This is a genomic window from Corynebacterium sp., assembly GCF_030532195.1.
Taxonomy (GTDB): domain Bacteria; phylum Actinomycetota; class Actinomycetes; order Mycobacteriales; family Mycobacteriaceae; genus Corynebacterium.
In genome coordinates this window covers 567,116-584,490 of the sequence record NZ_JAUNLP010000001.1, presented here as the reverse complement: position 1 = coordinate 584,490, position 17,375 = coordinate 567,116, and the positions used below count along the sequence as shown (strand labels likewise).

General features: G+C 57.3%; 11 protein-coding genes. 5 read left to right on the top strand and 6 right to left on the bottom strand.

Annotation, left to right across the window (positions count from 1 at the left end; translation table 11 throughout):
- The first annotated feature begins 220 nt into the window (after positions 1 to 220).
- The gene (locus Q4E11_RS02570; RefSeq protein WP_303163352.1) at positions 221 to 703 is read left to right on the top strand and encodes a general stress protein; all 483 of its coding nucleotides are present in this window, start codon (positions 221 to 223) and stop codon (positions 701 to 703) included.
- 38 nt (positions 704 to 741) lie between these two features.
- On the opposite strand, the gene Q4E11_RS02565 is transcribed toward Q4E11_RS02570, so the two are convergent.
- Entirely contained in the window at positions 742 to 2,349 is a 1,608-nt protein-coding gene (locus tag Q4E11_RS02565; protein ID WP_303163351.1) for a DUF6777 domain-containing protein, read from the bottom strand.
- A gap of 156 nt (positions 2,350 to 2,505) precedes the next feature.
- The gene (locus Q4E11_RS02560; RefSeq protein WP_303163349.1) at positions 2,506 to 3,702 is read right to left on the bottom strand and encodes a magnesium and cobalt transport protein CorA; all 1,197 of its coding nucleotides are present in this window, start codon (positions 3,700 to 3,702) and stop codon (positions 2,506 to 2,508) included.
- Positions 3,703 to 3,915: 213 nt separating this feature from the next.
- On the opposite strand from Q4E11_RS02560, the gene Q4E11_RS02555 reads away from it, so the two are divergent.
- Entirely contained in the window at positions 3,916 to 4,560 is a 645-nt protein-coding gene (locus Q4E11_RS02555) for a hypothetical protein (RefSeq protein ID WP_303163346.1), read from the top strand.
- A gap of 171 nt (positions 4,561 to 4,731) precedes the next feature.
- Here the strand turns inward: Q4E11_RS02555 and Q4E11_RS02550 are convergent, their stop codons facing one another.
- From Q4E11_RS02550 to Q4E11_RS02540, 3 genes are all read right to left on the bottom strand, one after another.
- A complete protein-coding gene (locus tag Q4E11_RS02550; RefSeq protein WP_303163344.1) occupies positions 4,732 to 8,400 on the bottom strand; it encodes a multifunctional oxoglutarate decarboxylase/oxoglutarate dehydrogenase thiamine pyrophosphate-binding subunit/dihydrolipoyllysine-residue succinyltransferase subunit in 3,669 nt (1,222 codons plus the stop codon).
- 103 nt (positions 8,401 to 8,503) lie between these two features.
- A complete protein-coding gene (locus Q4E11_RS02545) occupies positions 8,504 to 12,316 on the bottom strand; it encodes an ABC transporter ATP-binding protein (RefSeq protein WP_303163343.1) in 3,813 nt (1,270 codons plus the stop codon).
- An 82-nt stretch (positions 12,317 to 12,398) separates the two neighbouring features.
- Positions 12,399 to 13,253: a hypothetical protein gene (locus tag Q4E11_RS02540; RefSeq protein WP_303163342.1), complete on the bottom strand. Its 855-nt coding sequence runs from the start codon at positions 13,251 to 13,253 to the stop codon at positions 12,399 to 12,401.
- Positions 13,254 to 13,609: 356 nt separating this feature from the next.
- Here Q4E11_RS02540 and Q4E11_RS02535 point away from each other — a divergent pair, with 356 nt between their 5' ends.
- Together Q4E11_RS02535 and Q4E11_RS02530 are read left to right on the top strand one after the other, a co-directional pair.
- A complete protein-coding gene (locus tag Q4E11_RS02535; RefSeq protein WP_303163340.1) occupies positions 13,610 to 14,257 on the top strand; it encodes a (2Fe-2S)-binding protein in 648 nt (215 codons plus the stop codon).
- Between the two features lie 102 nt (positions 14,258 to 14,359).
- On the top strand, positions 14,360 to 15,208 hold the full coding sequence (locus tag Q4E11_RS02530) for a hypothetical protein (protein WP_303163338.1): 849 nt from the start codon (positions 14,360 to 14,362) through the stop codon (positions 15,206 to 15,208).
- Positions 15,209 to 15,325: 117 nt separating this feature from the next.
- Here the strand turns inward: Q4E11_RS02530 and Q4E11_RS02525 are convergent, their stop codons facing one another.
- Complete coding sequence (locus Q4E11_RS02525; protein WP_303163337.1) at positions 15,326 to 15,880, bottom strand: hypothetical protein; 555 nt, start codon at positions 15,878 to 15,880, stop codon at positions 15,326 to 15,328.
- 266 nt (positions 15,881 to 16,146) lie between these two features.
- Between Q4E11_RS02525 and Q4E11_RS02520 the strand changes: the two genes are divergently transcribed.
- Complete coding sequence (locus Q4E11_RS02520) at positions 16,147 to 17,229, top strand: hypothetical protein (RefSeq protein ID WP_303163335.1); 1,083 nt, start codon at positions 16,147 to 16,149, stop codon at positions 17,227 to 17,229.
- The last annotated feature ends 146 nt before the right edge of the window (positions 17,230 to 17,375 follow it).

Here is a 17,375-nt window from a genome sequence, read left to right as displayed (position 1 = left end):
GAACTTGCGGCCAAATCACCAAAATTCACAATCCGCGCGACAGCTGTGCACGACAGTGGTAAAGGGCAGGAACAATCCGCAGATGTGCTGCGTTGAACATAAATAGCATTAGAAAGCGGGGTCTGGCCGCGGTTGCCGTTAGGCTGGAACTAACGCTCAAGACAGATTTTTATAGCAGAGAACAGGTGGGAAACCGATGGCTGATCAGCAAAGGCAGAGCATGAGGTCCAGGATGCCTCAGCGCAAGGTACCTGAGGGCTGGCCGGTGGGCAGTTTTACAAATTACGAGGCCGCGCAGGCTGCCGTCGATTCGCTCAGTGATCGTGATGAGTTTCCAGTGTCTGACCTCACCATCGTCGGCGTCGATTTGATGCAGGTCGAACGCGTGGTCGGCCGCCTGACCTGGCCGAAAGTCATTGGCGGCGGTGCCCTGTACGGTTTGTGGATGGGCCTTTTCTTCGGTCTGATTCTCGGCCTCTTCCAGGAAGATTGGGTCAGCCCGCTTATTGTCGGCCTGGGCATGGGTGCTATTTTCGGCATCGTCCTGGCCGCTGTTCCGTACGCCATGCAAAACGGCAAGCGTGATTTCTCCACCACGACGGAGATTGTCGCGCAGCGTTACGACGTTCTTTGCAACCCCCGCAATGCCGAGCGCGCACGCGACCTGCTTGCGCAGCGGGCACTCGGCGGGAATCACAATTAGGTAGCTCCTGCAGTTAGGCGAAGTAAGGCGGGGTCCCATTACTTACGGTTAACGGGCACTTCGCCTCTGTCTACGTAGACATCGCCGTTGGGGTCCATATCGAACCGTGTAACAGGTGCCGTGCAGCCCATGGTGTTTTCGAGGTTGAAGCAGGTGTAGTCACCGATTGTTACGGATTCACCTGGGCGAAGTCGACGATCTGGGTTGATGCCATGTAGTGGGCTTTCAAGCATAAGCGCGCTTGCAGTAAATCCTCCTGGTGGGCCTCCAAAGACGAGGAAGTTTAGCGCTCCGTGGCTGTTAGATGAGCCGCCGTCGAAGTTGACGATTGGCCCCTGTTGCCCAGACTCAGCCAATGAGTCGACGTAACAGAAAATTCCATTTGTTTCGGTGTTGATGAAACAGCCGACTCCGCGATTTTCAATTTCGATGTAGTAATTCCCCAAGAATTCTGGTCCTACCCGTTGTTCAAACTCAGCAGGATCGACCGGCGTAGTCCCTTCAACATCAGTAGTGCTGTTCGAACCGTTCGCGTTATCCTCCTTTGCGCCACCAAATCCAGTTTCAACCCACTGCTGGTAGTCAGAGAAGCGATCTCCGCCGGTCGGGCGTTCTTCGGAGTCGCCGTCGGCTTCTGAGAGTCCCATTTCTCCGAGGAGTTTGCCGTCGGGACGCACGCCCATGTCCTTTGGCGTGGTCACTGGTGTGTTCTCAGTGACGGCATCGAGGACCTGCTGCTGGGTGACTGAGTCATCGTTAGTGATGCTTATTTCGTTTGAGATGCCGTCGTCAACGTTGATGACGTTGAAGGTGTTAATCGTGACATCGGTTTGGTAGATGGTCACAACAGTGCGTGGGTCGTAGCCGTCCCAGTTGGCCTTGGCGGTCTCGGGAGCGGTGTATCCATTCCAGGCCTCGGCAAGCGGGTTGCCACATGAGCATCGAACGCGGGGCGCTCCATAGGCATCAACCATGACAGCAGTACCACGTTGCAGCACAGCCTGAAACGGCACCGCATGGCCATTGTCGTAGCCGTGATTGGTAACCCATGTATCCTGCCGCAGAACCACAGGCGTGAGCGAGGTGACATACCGCGGCACGTCAGCTGCATTGATCCCGATACCCTCGGCAAACGCGGCGTTGAGGTCGCTGTTGTTCTGGAGATTGGAAACCAGCGCTGCGGCATCGCAAACGCTGAGCTCACCGGTTCCGCCGTAAATATTGGGATCGCTACCGGCAACAGCTCCCTGAGGAGACGTGTTAACCAGATAGGGATTGTCCGAGGATGGAGCCGCATCGGTATTGACCGTGGAATCCATAAATGGATCCGGTCCCGGGTCTTCGCTGGAGATATACGACATTGCGGCAAGGCTCTTGCCGCCACCGGTGACGAAATATGCAGTGGTGCCTCCGGCAATTACCACGACAATAACCGCGACTATTGCGAGTACTTTGCCATTGAAGTTGAACTTCTTCTTACCGGACGATGGCTTTGATGATGCCAGCTGAAAACGCAGGGGATCGAATTGCGAAGATTCAGGTACGGCTGGACCAGGGCGATTCTCACTTTCCGCGTTTGGTGGAAGCGTCCACGCATCGGAATTGTTCTGCTCCGGTGGTGGGAGCTCCCAGGGGTTGTTACTCATTAAGGTGCCTTAAATCCGTTAAGAAAAGTTGATTCCTTAATGGAGTTTACCGACTACACCATCGGCCAGATACACATAACCTGCGTAAATACCGCTACAACGACGGAAGTCTAGGCGCAATGGCCGTCGTAAAGCGCGAAAGCGAAAGCGCCGAAGCTACAGCCACTTGTTGCGGCGGAGCAGCCAAATCAAGAACGCGACGATCGCAAACATGATGGCGAGCACGATGAAATAGCCGTACTCCCAATGCAACTCGGGCATCTTGTCGAAGTTCATGCCGTAGATACCAGCCAGCGCGGTGGGCACAGCCAGAATCGCCGCGTATGCCGAGATGGTACGCATGTCCTGGTTTTGCTGGATTTGGATTTTGACGGCGGCGGCGTCGATGAGGGCGGAGAGGCGCTCATCAAGTCCAGCGACGAGGTCCGCGGCGACCAGCTGGTGGTCAAGCACGTCGGAAAGGTAACGGCTGATTTCCTTCGGCATCATGTCCTCACGCAGATTCATCAGCGAACGCAGCGCGGGCGTCAGCGGCATGATAGCGTGGCGCATCTCCAGAATCTCACGCTTGAGGATGTACACCTCCTCAATATCCGACTCCGACTTCACTTCGAAGACGGCGTCTTCCATAATTTCAACGCGGTCTTCCAGCTGGTAGGCAATGCGCAGGTACGCGTCCACGAGGTTGTCCGTCAGCGCCCACAGCACACCGGCGGGGCCGTAGTCGATGGCGTCGGTGGTGTTTTCCACGCGATTGCTAATCCGCTGCATATCCGAGCTGGGCATGCCCATACGGATGGTAATCACGTACTCCGGGCCGATGACAATCATCAGCTGACCAGAGCGAATGATCTCATTTTCGTCATCCGCGAGGCCCTCCGGAGAGTAGTGGATAGAGCGGACCACGAACACCACGTGATCTTCGTGAATCTCAATCTTTGGGCGCTGACGATTGGTCAGCGCGTCCTCCACCGTCAGGTCATCGAGGCCGTAGAGCTCCGCAATGGCATCCATCTGAGTGGCGTTCGGGCGCGATAGCGACAGCCAGGTAAAGCCCTCGCCGAAACGCCGTACCTCCGCCAGCCCCGAACGATGATCGTACGTGCCGGGCAGACGCTTGCCGCCGATGTACACACCGCAGTCACGCAACGCGCTGCGTACTGTTTCAGCAGTCGGCGTTACTTCGCTTGACGACGAATTGTTGCTGCGCGTCACCTTCGAGACAGCAGTCTTCGCCACTGTCTTTGCGGCCGTTGTCGCTCGGGCCGTTTTGCTGGGCTTTGCAGCCTGCGTAGATCGCGGATTGCGAGCTTCATTAGCGGCATTTTCGCTGCTGTTATTCTCCGCTGTCATTGGGAGACCTCACAATCCGTTCGTAGGTTACGCTGTATATCGATGATTAATTCTAGACGTGCTCACGCTCGACTCCACTTTCGCCTGGGAAAGGTGGGGGAAAGGGGTAAAAACAGCCCCTCTACCTGGGGTTTTAAAGTGGTAATTAGCGGTCTTGTGGCCGGGCTAAGCCTCGGGGCTGGACTAACGGCGTGCGCGTCTCAAGATCCGCAGATGCCTGTGCCTTCGCAACAGCAGGCTGTCGTTACCGTTGGGGCCGATTTGAGCGATCCCGAGCAGGCAGTGCTGGCCGAGGTGTATGCGCAGAGCTTTGCCAACAGTGGCCGTGCTGGAAAGGTCGTCGGCCTCAAGGATGGTGTGGACCGTCTGACAGCTGTTCGTAATGGGGCAGTGCTGGTCTCATTTGGCTGCACCGGAGAGTTATTAGGCCTCAGCGATCCCGCCTCAGCCAGGGAACTGGCGCAGGAATACGCCGCTGATACCACTCCGGACAAGAAGTACAGCCCCAAGTGGCGTGACCGCGTCTATGATGCTTTCTCGCGCTCCCTGCCAGGCGAGGTCATGGCCACCGATGCCGGCATGGCTCAGGCCTGCGCGGATGTGCCATCGTCTAATCCTGGGGCTGACCTGCCGCAATGGTTGGTGCCTTTCTACATTAAGCCGGCTCTTGACCGCGATGATCGCGTGAAGGTCCTCAATGAGATTGCTGGATCGCTCAGTACTGAGGACTTGAAGGAGATGACCAGGTTGGTTGCCAGTGGGGAAGATGCCACAGCTGTGGCTAACCACTGGACGATGCAGCAGTATTTAGTAGTTTTAGCGGGGGAGGTTTCGTTGATTGTGACTTGCAGCTTGTGACTTGCAGCTTGTAACTTGTGCGGCCTGCAACCGGTGGCTGCCGGTTCCCGGCTCCCGACTTTCTCGCTGCCCTAAGCAATAAAAAGGCTCCCACCATGTGGTGGGAGCCTTTCGTGGCTTACGACTCTAGGTAAGCATCAGACTGCGGGGCTTAGCCGAGGTTAGCTGGGTTTAGCTGAAAGCCTCTTCCAGCAGCGCCTTCTCCTCAATCTGGTGGACCTTGGCCACACCAGTTGCGGTGGAGGACTGAGCACGACGGGAAACGCGAGTCAGCTTCGGCATATCCGGCAGAACCTCTGGGAGGTTCAGAGCCAGGAACGGCCATGGGCCCTGGTTAGCTGGCTCATCCTGAACCCAGCGGACTTCCTCGAGGTCCGGGTAGGACTCGAACAGCTCACGCAGACGGTTGTGCGGCAGCGGGTGCAGCATCTCCAGGCGAGCGATAGCGATATCGTCGCGCTTTTCCTTCTTGCGCTTCTTCTCCATCTCCCAGTAGATCTTGCCGGAGCAGAGCAGTAGGCGCTTGATGCCGGACTTGTCCTTGGAGGCAAAGTGCGGGTCATCAATGACGGAGCGGAACTTGTTCGGGTTGGTGAAGTCCTCGACAGAAGAGGTTGCCAGCTTGTTGCGCAGCATCGACTTCGGCGAGAACACAACCAGCGGACGGTGCAGGTCGGACAGAACGTGGCGACGCAGCAGGTGGAAGTAGTTAGCCGGTTCAGACGGCTGAGCCACCGTGTAGGAGCCCTCAGCAGCAAGCTGCAGGAAGCGCTCAATGCGTGCCGACGAGTGGTCCGGACCCATGCCCTCGTAACCGTGCGGCAGCAGGAGGATCAGCTTGGAAGTCTGACCCCACTTGGCCTCACCGGAGGCAACGTACTGGTCAATGGTGGTCTGAGCACCGTTGGCGAAGTCACCGAACTGTGCCTCCCAGAACACTGCTGCATCCGGGTTACCCAGGGTGTAGCCGTATTCGAAGCCCATGCCTGCATACTCGGTCAGTGCCGAGTTGTAGATCATGAAGCGGCCGCCATTCTTGGACTTACCGTAAGCGTCAATTGGGTTGTACTCCGAGCCGTCTTCGGCATCGACAAGCACTGCGTGGCGAGACGTGAAGGTACCGCGGCGGACATCCTCACCAGCGAAGCGGACGTCGATGCCGGCACCGGTGAAGGAACCGATAGCCAGCAGCTCGGCCATACCCCAGTCGATGCCGCCTTCCTGCGTCATCTCAGCGCGCTTCTTAGCGACCGGCGCAACACGCGGGTGAACCTTGAAGCCCTCTGGGACGTTGACGTAGGACTGGCCGATTTCCATGATCTCGGCCTTGTCGATGCCGGTCTTGAGACCGTGCGGCAGCGGCTGAGAACCGGCGATACCGGTCTGGTCGCCCGGCTTGGCATCCTGAGCAGCACGAACTTCGTTGAAGACGGCTTCCATCTGATCGTGGAAATCGCGGCGTACTGCCTCGTACTCCTCTTCGGAGATATCACCACGACCGATGAGGTCCTCGGTGTACTGAGCGCGGACGCTTTCCTTATCATCGATGATCTTGTACATCAGCGGCTGAGTCATCGACGGGTCGTCGGCCTCGTTGTGGCCGCGCTTGCGGTAGCAAACCAGGTCGATGAAGACGTCCTTGCCGAAGCGGTTGCGGTACTCCACAGCCAGCTGGCCAACCCAGACAACAGCCTCTGGGTCGTCGCCGTTGACGTGGAAGACCGGGCAGCCGTAGGTCTTGGCAATGTCGGTTGCGTAGTAAGAGGAGCGACCGGAGTCCGGGGAAGTGGTGAAACCAATCTGGTTGTTGACCACGATGTGGACGGTACCGCCGACCTTGTAACCACGCAGGGCCTGCAAGTTCAGGGTCTCCTGGACGATGCCCAGGCCAGCGAAGGAGGCGTCACCGTGCAGCAGCAGCGGCATGACGGAGTAGCCCTCTTCGCCCTTGTTGATCAGGTCCTGGCGAGCACGTGCCAGACCCTCCACAACTGGGTTAACAGCTTCGAGGTGAGACGGGTTAGCGGTCAGGGTGACGTCAATCTCGCCATCGCCGAACATCTGCAGGTGACGGCCGGTAGTACCAAGGTGGTACTTAACGTCGCCCGAGCCACCGATCTGAGCTGGGTCGATGTTGCCTTCGAACTCAGTGAAAATCTGGCGCAGCGGCTTGCCGACGATGTTTGCGAGAACATTGAGACGTCCTCGGTGCGGCATACCGATGACAACCTCGTCCAGACCAGCGCCAGCGGCGGTGTCAATGACGGAGTCCATCAGCGGAATCATTGCCTCAGCACCCTCAAGGGAGAAGCGCTTCTGGCCGACGTACTTGGTCTGCAGGAAGTTCTCAAAAGCCTCAGCAGCGTTGAGCTTCTGCAGGATGTACTTCTGCTCAGCGTGAGATGGCTTCGGCTGACCGCCCTCAATACGGGCCTCCAGCCACTCGCGCTCTTCGCGGTCGAGGATGTGGGTGTACTCGGAGCCGACCTTCAGGCAGTAGGCGTTGCGCAGGCGAGAGAGCACCTCGCGCAGGGTCATCTTCTCCTTGCCACCGAAACCACCGACGTTGAAGGTGCGGTCCAAATCCCACAGAGTCAGGCCGTGCTCGTGGATATCCAGGTCTGCGTGGTTCGGAGCAGCCATATTCGGCTGGTCATAACGCAGCGGGTCGATGTCAGCCAGGAGGTGACCGCGGGAGCGGTAAGCCTCAATCAGGCGCATAACGCGGGTGTTCTTATCGATGCCCGTGTTCGGCAGATCCTGTGCCCAACGAATTGGGGTGTAAGGAACCTGCATGGTCTGGAAGATGTGATCCCAGAACTTGTCATCAATGAGCAGGTTGCTCATGGTGCGGAGGAATTCACCGGACTCCGCGCCCTGAATAATGCGGTGGTCGTAAGTAGAGGTGATGGTCACCAGCTTGCCGATGCCCATCTCTGCCAAACGGTCCGCGGAAGCACCGGCGTACTGTGCCGGGTAATCCATAGCGCCGACACCGATAATGGCACCCTGGCCCTTGGTCAGACGCGGGACAGAGTGGCGAGTGCCGATACCGCCCGGGTTGGTCAGGGAAATGGTGACACCCTGGAAATCCTTGCCGGTCAGCTTGCCGTGGCGAGCACGAACGACAATGTCTTCGTAAGCGTCAACGAATTCCTTGAAGGTCAGGTTCTCACACTCGCGGATAGCAGCAACCACGAGGGAACGAGAGCCGTCCTTTGCTGGCATATCAATTGCCAGACCCAGGTTAATGTGTTCCGGCGTAACCAGAGTCGGCTTGCCGTCAACAACCTTGTAGTTGTTGTTCATGTCCGGGTGGAGCATGACTGCCTTCACCATGGCGTAGCCAATGATGTGGGTGAAGGAAATCTTGCCACCGCGGGTACGCGCCAGGTGGTTGTTCACCAGGGTGCGGTTTTCGAACATAAGTCGAGCCGGCATGTCGCGGACCGAAGTTGCCGTCGGCATCTCCAGCGAGACATCCATATTCTTAGCGATAGCTCGGGCAGCGCCCTTCAGCTGAGTTTCGCCGGATTCAACTGCCTCGGCCTTCGCCGCGGCATCCATCGGAGATTGCTTGGGCTTACGCGTCTTGGACTTGTTCGGGTTCTTAGGACCGTCGACGCCCTTGGACTCGCGGCGCCCAGTGGCCTGTGCTTCCTCCTTCGTGGCTGCTGCGGGCTTTGCCAAAGCGGAAAGATCCTCGCCCTTTTGGGACGGAGTATAGGTTGCGAAGAATTCGCGCCATTCCTGACCCACGTTTTGTGGATCCTTCTGGAATTGCTGGTACATCTCGTCGACCAGCCATTCGTTCTGGCCGAAGCTCATGTCGCTGCTCACGGCAGGTACTCGCCTCTTTTCGTCGTAGTTTTACTAACTCACGTTTATTCTAATGAGCGCAAGCTTTGAAGTGTCATTCAAGGATAACGAAGATTCTGAATTGCTACACCACAGCGCTCCCCATATGGTACTTGCTCCACAGCTCAGAGTAGTGGCCGCTTGCCTTTAATAGTTCATCATGGGAGCCATCTTCGACAATACGCCCGTGGTCGAGAACCAAAATTCGGTCGGCCCGAGCTGCGGTTGCGAGTCGGTGAGCCACGATAATTGCAGAGCGTTGGCGCGAAGCGCGGTCGGTAGCTTCCAGGATTGCCAACTCAGTTGCGGGATCCAGGGTCGCGGTGGCTTCGTCGAGAAGCAGCAGCTCAGGGCGCATCATTTCGGCTCGTGCGAGGGCAATTAGCTGGCGTTGGCCGGAGGAGAGACCGCGTCCGTCAGGGCCGACTGGGTGATGAAAACCACCCGGCAAGCTGGCGATGGTGCTCAAGGCGCCGACGTTTTTAGCTGCGCGCTGGATGTCAGCGTGGCTGCTGCCCGGCAGACCGTAGGAAATATTTGTTGCTACTGTCCCCGAAAATAGGTGTGATTCTTGGGGGACATAACCGAGGGTGCGTCGCCAATCGGTCAGCGGGAAGTCTCGAATGTCGGTTTCTGACGCGCGAACGGCGCCGTCGACGGGGTCGTAGAAGCGGGCGAAGAGCTTGATGATGGTGGACTTACCGGCACCGGTAGATCCTACGATGGCAACTGTTTCACCCGCAGTAATCGTGAGGTCCAACTCGTCGAGGACTTGTGGACGCTTCGTGGCTGCATCCGTTACGGGGTACGTGAAGGTCACCTTGTCCAGGCGAAGATCGCCCGCGGCGGCGTCAGCGGCACCGGTTAAAGTGCCGTGGTCGGGCATCGGCTCAGTCTGCAGCAAATCGCTAATGCGGTTCAGACCGACCTTGGCCTGCTGATAACCATCGAACACCTGTGACAGCTGCTGCACGGGGCCAAAGAGCATTCCCAGATACAAAGTGAAGGCAACTAGCACGCCAGCACTAGTGGTGCCAGCCGCCACTTGGCCTGCACCCACAGCCAACACTGCAGCTGTGGCAATTTCAGAGACGAAGTTGATGCCGGGGAAGAACAGCGCCACAGCGAACTGAGCGCGCTGCCTGATGCGACGGTACTTGTTGGATTCATCGGCGAAGGACTGTTCAATATCCTCGACGCGGTGGTACATCTGAATCTCGCGCAGACCACCGATAGTTTCCTGGAAGTCCGCGTTGACCAACGACAGCTGCTCACGGGCGGCCTTGTACAACCGCGAGGAGACTCGCCGGAAAACCAGAGTGGCGACCACGATAATCGGCAGCGTTAAAAGTGCGACGGCGGCAAGGGAAAGCTGAGTAGCAATAAGCAGACCAGAGACACCAATAAGCGTAAAGGTGGCAATGGCGCCTTGCGCAAGGCCCGTTTGCAGGAACGAGGACAGAGCATCAATGTCCGTCGTCATGCGCGTCATTATCGCGCCCGACCGGTTTGCCTCGAAGTAGTTGATGCCCAGTGATTGCAGGTGGCGATAGCAGCGCACACGCAGGGCATAGAGAAGCCGCTCGCCGGTGCGGGCGGTGACGACGGCATTGGTGGCGACAGCGAGCCAACTGATAAGCACCGTCGCCAAACCGCCAGCTGCGCAGGCCCACAAAATAGCCTCGTTGCGTTCACTAATGCCGTGGTCGATGGCGTAGCGGACAAGCATGGGGAAGGCCAGGTCCGCAACGGCAATGAGAGCCAGCAGTGCGATGACAGCGGCAAAGAGGCCACGGACGTAAGAAAGCAGCCGAGTCAGAGAGAATGCCTCGGAATTGTCGATTGCAGCTGCGGGAACTCGTGGCTTCTCGTCAGCCGGTGGGAGATTCCGGACGCGCTCGAGCAGTTCTGGCGTGGCCGGAGCATTGGCCAGGGCTGCGCCCATGCCGCCACGACCACCGCCGGGACGACGGCCATGACCTCCACCATTGCTGCTGGGACCGCCTGCGTTCCTGACCCCCGCACCGTTGCGGCGTCGTAAAGCAGATGCGTCAGTGGTGTCTGCGTCATCGTTGCTCGGCCAGAGTTCCTCGACGCTGGGCTCTTCGAAGTCGATGGGGTCGAGGACGAGGTTTTCGATCTCGGGGTAGTCGTTGCGGTCGATGTCCATGAGCTCGGTGAAGCGTGGGTGAGTGGCGATGAGCTCGTTTTTGGTGCCGATGCCGGTGATCGCGCCGTCTTCAAACACAGCAATTTCGTCAGCCTGCTCCAACGTGGAGGAACGGTGCGCGACGATGACAATCGTGGTGTCGGCAAGATCTCGCGACAGAGCGTTAAAAATATTCAGCTCGGTGGCGGCATCAATCGCGGAGGTGGCATCATCGAGAACCAAGATGCGTGGCTGGGCGAGGAAAGCGCGGGCAAGCGCCACACGCTGTGCCTGACCACCGGAGAGATTGTGACCGCGCTCGCCAATGGCGGTGTCCCAACCCTGTGGGAGTTCATCGATGAAATTGACCTGCGCTGCTGCTGCCGCGGCGGCAATCTCCTCGTCGGAGGCTTCTGGATTGGCAAAAGCGATGTTTTCGCGCAGTGTGCCGGCAAACAGATATGGCGTATCAGGCACGACAGTAATGGCCTGATATACGTCATCCGACAGCATCTGCGCGGTATCGGCAGAAGTGTCCTGACCAGGTGCATCGATGGTAATCGTGCCGGAATCGGGCAGGTAGTGCCGTGCCAGGAGCTCGGTTGCGATGGTCTTGCCGGAACCTGGCGGGCCGATGAGAGCCAACGTGGATCCCGGGGCGACGGTGAAAGAGACATCATCAATCAAGACCCGGCCACCGCGGTGGTGCGTGACGTTGTTGAAGCTCACGCCGACGGGGCCCTGCGGAAGTGGCAGAGGGCTGGTGGGCTCGGGGTTATCCGGACGTGCGTCGATGACCTCGCTGATGCGGTCGATGCTGGCGGATGTCAGCTGCATCGAAATCACCATGTTGGATACCAGGCGCGACAGTGTGGTCAAGCTGGTCAAATAAGTCGCAAATGCCACAAACGTGCCTATAGTGATGTGTCCGTGAATGGCCAGCCAACCACCGACAGCAATGTTTCCAACCAGCGAGAGTTGTGGTAGCGACTGCAGCGCCGGTTGGAACCGAGCGCTCAACTTCGCAGCTCGCAGACGCAGCGAGTAGAGCAGGGAGGAGTTGCGCTCCATCTTCGCAACTTCATTGTCTTCCTGCGCAAACGCCTTGACTACACGAACCCCCGACACCGTCTCCTCGACATGCCCGGCAATTTCGCCAGCCTGCTGCTGAGCGGACCATGTTGCCGCATGCAGTTTGTCGCGCGAGCGCACGGCAATCGCCACAATTACAGGGGTCACGGCGAGCCCAACCAACGTCAGCGGCAGCGACAGAGCAATCATGATGCCGACGGTGATTACCAGCTTTACGACGGACCCAAGTGTCAGCGGCAACATTGCCAACAAGCCAGACACCGCTTGCAGATCCGAGATAGAGCGGGACACGACCTGGCCTTTATTGACACGGTCTTGAGCAGGGCCGTCCAGCCTCTGGAGTGAGCTCAGGATTTTTAAGCGCAGGTCATGCTGAACATCAATGGACAGTTTGCCCGAGAAAAAGCGGCGACCTGCCTGAGCTGCAAATCGTGCCACTGCAACAATCAGGAAAACCGTAATAACAGCCTGAAGCGGAGTCAGGCTTGGCAATAGGCTAGCGGGAACTCCACCATCAGAAGCGCCCGTTGCCACATCGATGGCATCACGGGTGAGCAGCGGCAGGACAGACTCCAGGCTCACAACAATCAACGCCGCGACTATGACGCAGTAGAGCGGCAGCGGTCGCTGCTGAGACTGCTTCCACAGAAACCTCATGGTTGAAGGTTGTGAGGTGCGAGTTTTTGCCATGTGATTATCGCTCTTCCGTGGAGTTCGTCTCTAGTGAGCCGAATGTCTGTTACTTATTCTTCTCGGCCTTGTTCTTTGACCGCTTCAGTGCCTTGGGCAGCGGGAATCCAGATGATTTCTTGGAGCCATCGGCAGTGGCGGGAAGCTTGCGCTCAAATTCTGTCCAGTCACCTGGCAGCGGCCCCAGAGAGGCACGCGTCGAGTTAATCAAAATGCCACCGAGCTTTCGGTTTGCCGAGGCGCCGACAAAGGCGCCGACACCGAAGGGCAGCAGCTTACCGACAAGTGCCAGGCGAGCATTCTTCATAATGCGCTTCTGTGCCTGCTTAATCAGCATTCGATTGGCAGCGCCCAGCTGAGGCAACCCCAGACGGGGAAGTACAGAGCTCACAGACGTCTGCGAGCGCTTTCGCAAAGACTCTTCCCCGAGAAGGGAGGCCATGATTGCGGTGCCCTCGGCGCCACTCATGGCAGCAAGAATAAGAGTTCGCCGCCTGCGGGGATCGGTGATATCGATATTGCGCAAGGTAGCGGACGCCAGTGTGTGCCAAGCGGCAGCTTCTAAGAACACCAGTGACTCACTTGTCACTGCAGCCAGGCCGGTAATGAGGCCGACTCCAGGCAGGATGGCACTGCCGCCAGCGGCGCCACCAGTGCCTGTGACCAGGTTGATGAAGTGCTTATCAATACGCTTTTGGACTTCTGCAGGGGTGTCGTCCTTCTTATTTTTGTGAAGACCCTCTACGTATGCCGTGATAGCGGAGGATTGCCAGCGCATGGTCTGGTCAAGGGTCTGAATGAGCAAGGTTCCCAATTTGCCGGCGTCTCGCTCGATTGCTTCGGGAGTCGAGTTCACCGCATCGGTTACGGTGTGATTGGACTCATTCTTCTTCTTGCGGAACAAAGTGTTAAACCTCCTGCGCAGGTTACTGTGAGGTATCGGTGCCTATTCAAACAAATTTGAAGTGCGGAACATTCCGTCGCTATCTGTAACGGACGAGGTCGGCATCGAGTGCCGCAGAGTTGGAGTGAATTGGTGCACATGCTGCTTTCGCACGGCGGCAGCGCTATTTTCAGAAAAGGATCAAACCTGTGAATGACATCACCAGTGGTGCTCAACTCGCACCCGAATATTCCCACATGATGTCGGAGTTTCCGCGGTTTTCGGCTGACTTGATTCCACATGATGGAGCCCGAGAGTGGAAGCCCTCAGCCGATGCGGTCAATGAGGGGATCATTGCTGGACGCAAGCTTTTTCCTATGCCTGAAGTCGAACGGGATATTCGATTCCAGGCGCAGCTGTGGTGGTGGTCCATGTGCGGAGTATTGGTGGGGCCGTCGCTTGCGTGCATTCTCGTCACCGATCGAGGTCCCGTATGGCAGTGGGACAAATGGAACGCATTTTCTCGCGACGACTATTGGGTCGGGTTTCAGGCACAGGAATTTGTCGATGTTGCTGCAGATGATGCCGACCAGGTGCGAGATTGCGGTGAAGCACTGGCAAGATTCTTGGTGCCTTTGGCAGATGCCGTGGCCGAGGTAGGAGACATCAAGCCTGCGCCACTGTGGGCGGTAGCCGCTGATGCTATTGCCAATGCCGCTATCGCCGCCGGGAATGAATTGATGGAGCCTTGGCGTGGGGCGCTTCTGGGCACATGGATGGTTGAGGGCATGCAGCGCGTGCATAAAGTTCCGCTGCCACGATATGTCGATGCTTGCGACGGCGAAGTGCGCCCGTGGAACGAAGATGCTGCAGCCGCTGGGGAAGAGCCTGACTTTGACCTGGTGACGCATTTGGAACGAACTACGTGCTGCATGATTTTGCATAGTCCAGTAGCCGATCTGTGTGTCTCGTGTCCTAAGCGCTCGCGCGAGGAGCGGCATCAACTGTGGGCTTCCAGCTACTAGACGCATGTTTGCCGGGGGCATAGCCAGCCCCACCCGAGTGCATTTGTGGTTACGATTGGCTGCGGGTAGAGGTGACTTATCTTTAAAGGGAGGATTCCACCCATGAGCTTCTTCGAGCAGATTGCTGCGGCGTTGGACCGCGAGGGCATCGAAAGCCGTGTCAACGATGACACCCTTTTCGTTCCCATTACCTCTGATTTGGAAGTCCAGTTCGTCACTATCGACGAAGACATCCCGGCAGCTGAGGTCTACGTAGCTGCGGCTGATGTGGATGATGAGGATGACGAATTCGAAGCTGTCCTGGTCTCCGCCGTGTTCTCTGTCGAAGATGCTGTCGCTGCAGTTGCACACCATGTGGCTACCGACCAGGTGGTTGGTCTGCTGCGAACATTGCTGGATGGAGATGATGACCGTCTCGCAGATCTCGAATTTGAGCAGGACCCGGAAGAGGCAACTCTGGTAACTGCCGAGGTGGGGCAGTCCTCCCTGGTACAGGTGCTTGTCACCGCCCACAATAACTCGCCGAGTGCGCATGTGCGCTTCATCTCGCAGGACGCAAACTTGGACGACATCGTCGACCAAGCAATTGCGGAGTTCTGGGATTCTGACACCGAGACCGTCTTGACCGACGATGATCGCCGCAAGATGTTCGCGGACCTCTACGCCGATGTTCAGAGTCTCCGAAATGAGATTCTGGCACTGGGTGCCTTCACTGACTTTGACAAACTTCTCGACGTGCTTGCACTCGTTGTCGACCGCGCGGAAGAGTGGGAAGACCAGCTGGCGCCGGTTGATGATGGGTATGCGGAGTACATCTATTCGGATCACGTTGCCGCCTTGGGGGATGAGGATGAGGACGATGATGACGAGGATGATGATGACCTCTACGACGAGGGCGACTACGACGACTATGATGACGACGACGAAGATGCCGCCGACGCCGAGGAGTAGTATGACGGCGACGCGGACGACGAGGACGAGGATGACGGCGACGACGATGAGGATGATGACTCCGAGGAAGACGACTAGTCTGTCGTAGTCCGTCCTGCGGAGCTCCTTAAAGTAGTGCTATGCCGCCGATGACCGCGGCGAGAAGAGCTCTGCTGGGCACGGCAGTGGCTTTATATTCTGGGTGCCGAGCCAACTAAAACGGCGCCCAGGAAGGGTCAGGTCCGTGCCATTTTCGTATATATTGTGCGCATCTTGAGGTCGGTGCAGAGCTTCTGCCACCGCCCGAGTGCGCCGCCTGTTTTGCGCACGCGTATGGTTCGTACCACCAATCCCGCGGACAACTACCTCTGAGGTGGAATCCACCTTGATAGAGACGGAGTACATGTAAATCGGCTTGTCCTTCAGGATGAAGTACTCCACGTAGTCGTCGGCAAGCTGATTGATCAATGCGTGAGGCACCCTGATACGAGATGCACGGACGGTGACCCCGTGCCCGTCGGGAAGCGTGAAGCTGTGGTCGAGCGCGCCTGGACTGCGCCGTCGCCCGATGCTCGGATGATAGAGGATTGCGCGGATGAGGCCGAGATCCTCGGCACAATATGCGCGATATTGCGCTGACAGTGGGGGAAGCGGACGGTGGAGATTGGTGCGGAAGTCGTGTGTGTTGGTCATGGCCCGTAATTTATCGAACACGTCGGATGAGCAATTCGAAAAGGCGAACACGTGTTCGAATGTCTGTAATAGTCCTCCCAGATAGGGGTAACCCTTTGGTGCAGGTGATCTGTTAGTGCAGGGGATAATGGGGTAGTTGAAACGATTTGATAACAACTTTTTTAAAAGGCCAGGACGTTCGAAAAACTGCAATTCAGAGGATGGGTAAGTGCGTTAGGGTATGGCGTAGACCCCACGTAAAACTAATAATTTGAAAGAGCTATCTTATGAGGCACACTCGAAGCCGGGTTTTGACCGCGGCTTTCGCAGCGCTTTTTGCAATGGTGACTCCGGCGGTGGCAAACGCAGTGGTCGTTGGGCCGGGAGATCCTATTCGTACTCCGATGGAAGCAAGCCCGTGGAATGGCTTTCGGCATGTAAATTCGCCGATGTGCTCAGCTGGCGTTCCTGGTACGGTCACTGATTACTACGGTCAGGAACATCGGGTGATGTTGACCGCGGGGCACTGCCTGAATTCGGATCCGGTGCCTGGGCTGCCAATCGTCACTGGTGAAGTTTATGTACCGACCACGGAGGGCGATAAGCATATCGGTACAGCGGGTGCGCACCGCTGGGAAACGCCACCGGAAGATGGTGGGCTTGAAATGATTCCAGCTGCGTTCAATGGTGCTGACTATGGAGTTATTGTCCTTGATTCGGATGTGGAAACCACCGCAGCCAGCTATTCCATCGACGAGTATGGTCAGAGTCGCGGTGAGCCTGTAGTGATGACGGGCATCCAAGACAATCCGGATCTTGAGCGGGGAGAGGTTTCCTTCGATAACCTCGGCAAACCTATTTGCAAGGATGGAACCCGTACCGGTCGTGCCTGTGGCTACCAGGTCTTCCGCGCTCGTAACGGAATTTGGACGGTTGGAATCGGGGTGGATCACGGAGACTCCGGCGGAAACGCCTATGACCCGACCACAAATGAGGTTATCGGTATGAATTCGATGGTCATCGGCCCAGTCTCTCGTGTTCAGCCGGCCGATATTGCTATTGAAGAGGCCTATGGAATTCCGGACGGAGAGGTTAACGATCACTTCCAAGTTTCGGATTCGACCGCTCAGCGTGACTCTACTTACCGCACGCTGGATGAGGATATGACGGCCGATCAGGAATACTACGAGCAGAATAATCCTCAGCCGACGCTTGAGGATGTTGTCCCAGGATTGGGGGAGCTGAAAGAGCAGCTGCCAGAGTTACCAGAGGGGCTAGAGTCACCACAGGTTCCAAAGTTGCCAGAGTTGCAGGAGTTGTCAGAGTTTCCGCAGGTAAATGACCTAAAGCTGCCGGAGCTCACAGTGTAGTTAGCGCTACCCCCGAAATCCGTAAAGTGCCGGAATCATCAGTATTTGATGGTTCCGGCTTTTTCATTGCAGATGAGTCGGGGTTTTTCGTTAACTGCGATTGCAGTACGCATCGTTGAACAAAACTGAACAGCCGTGAAAACTCC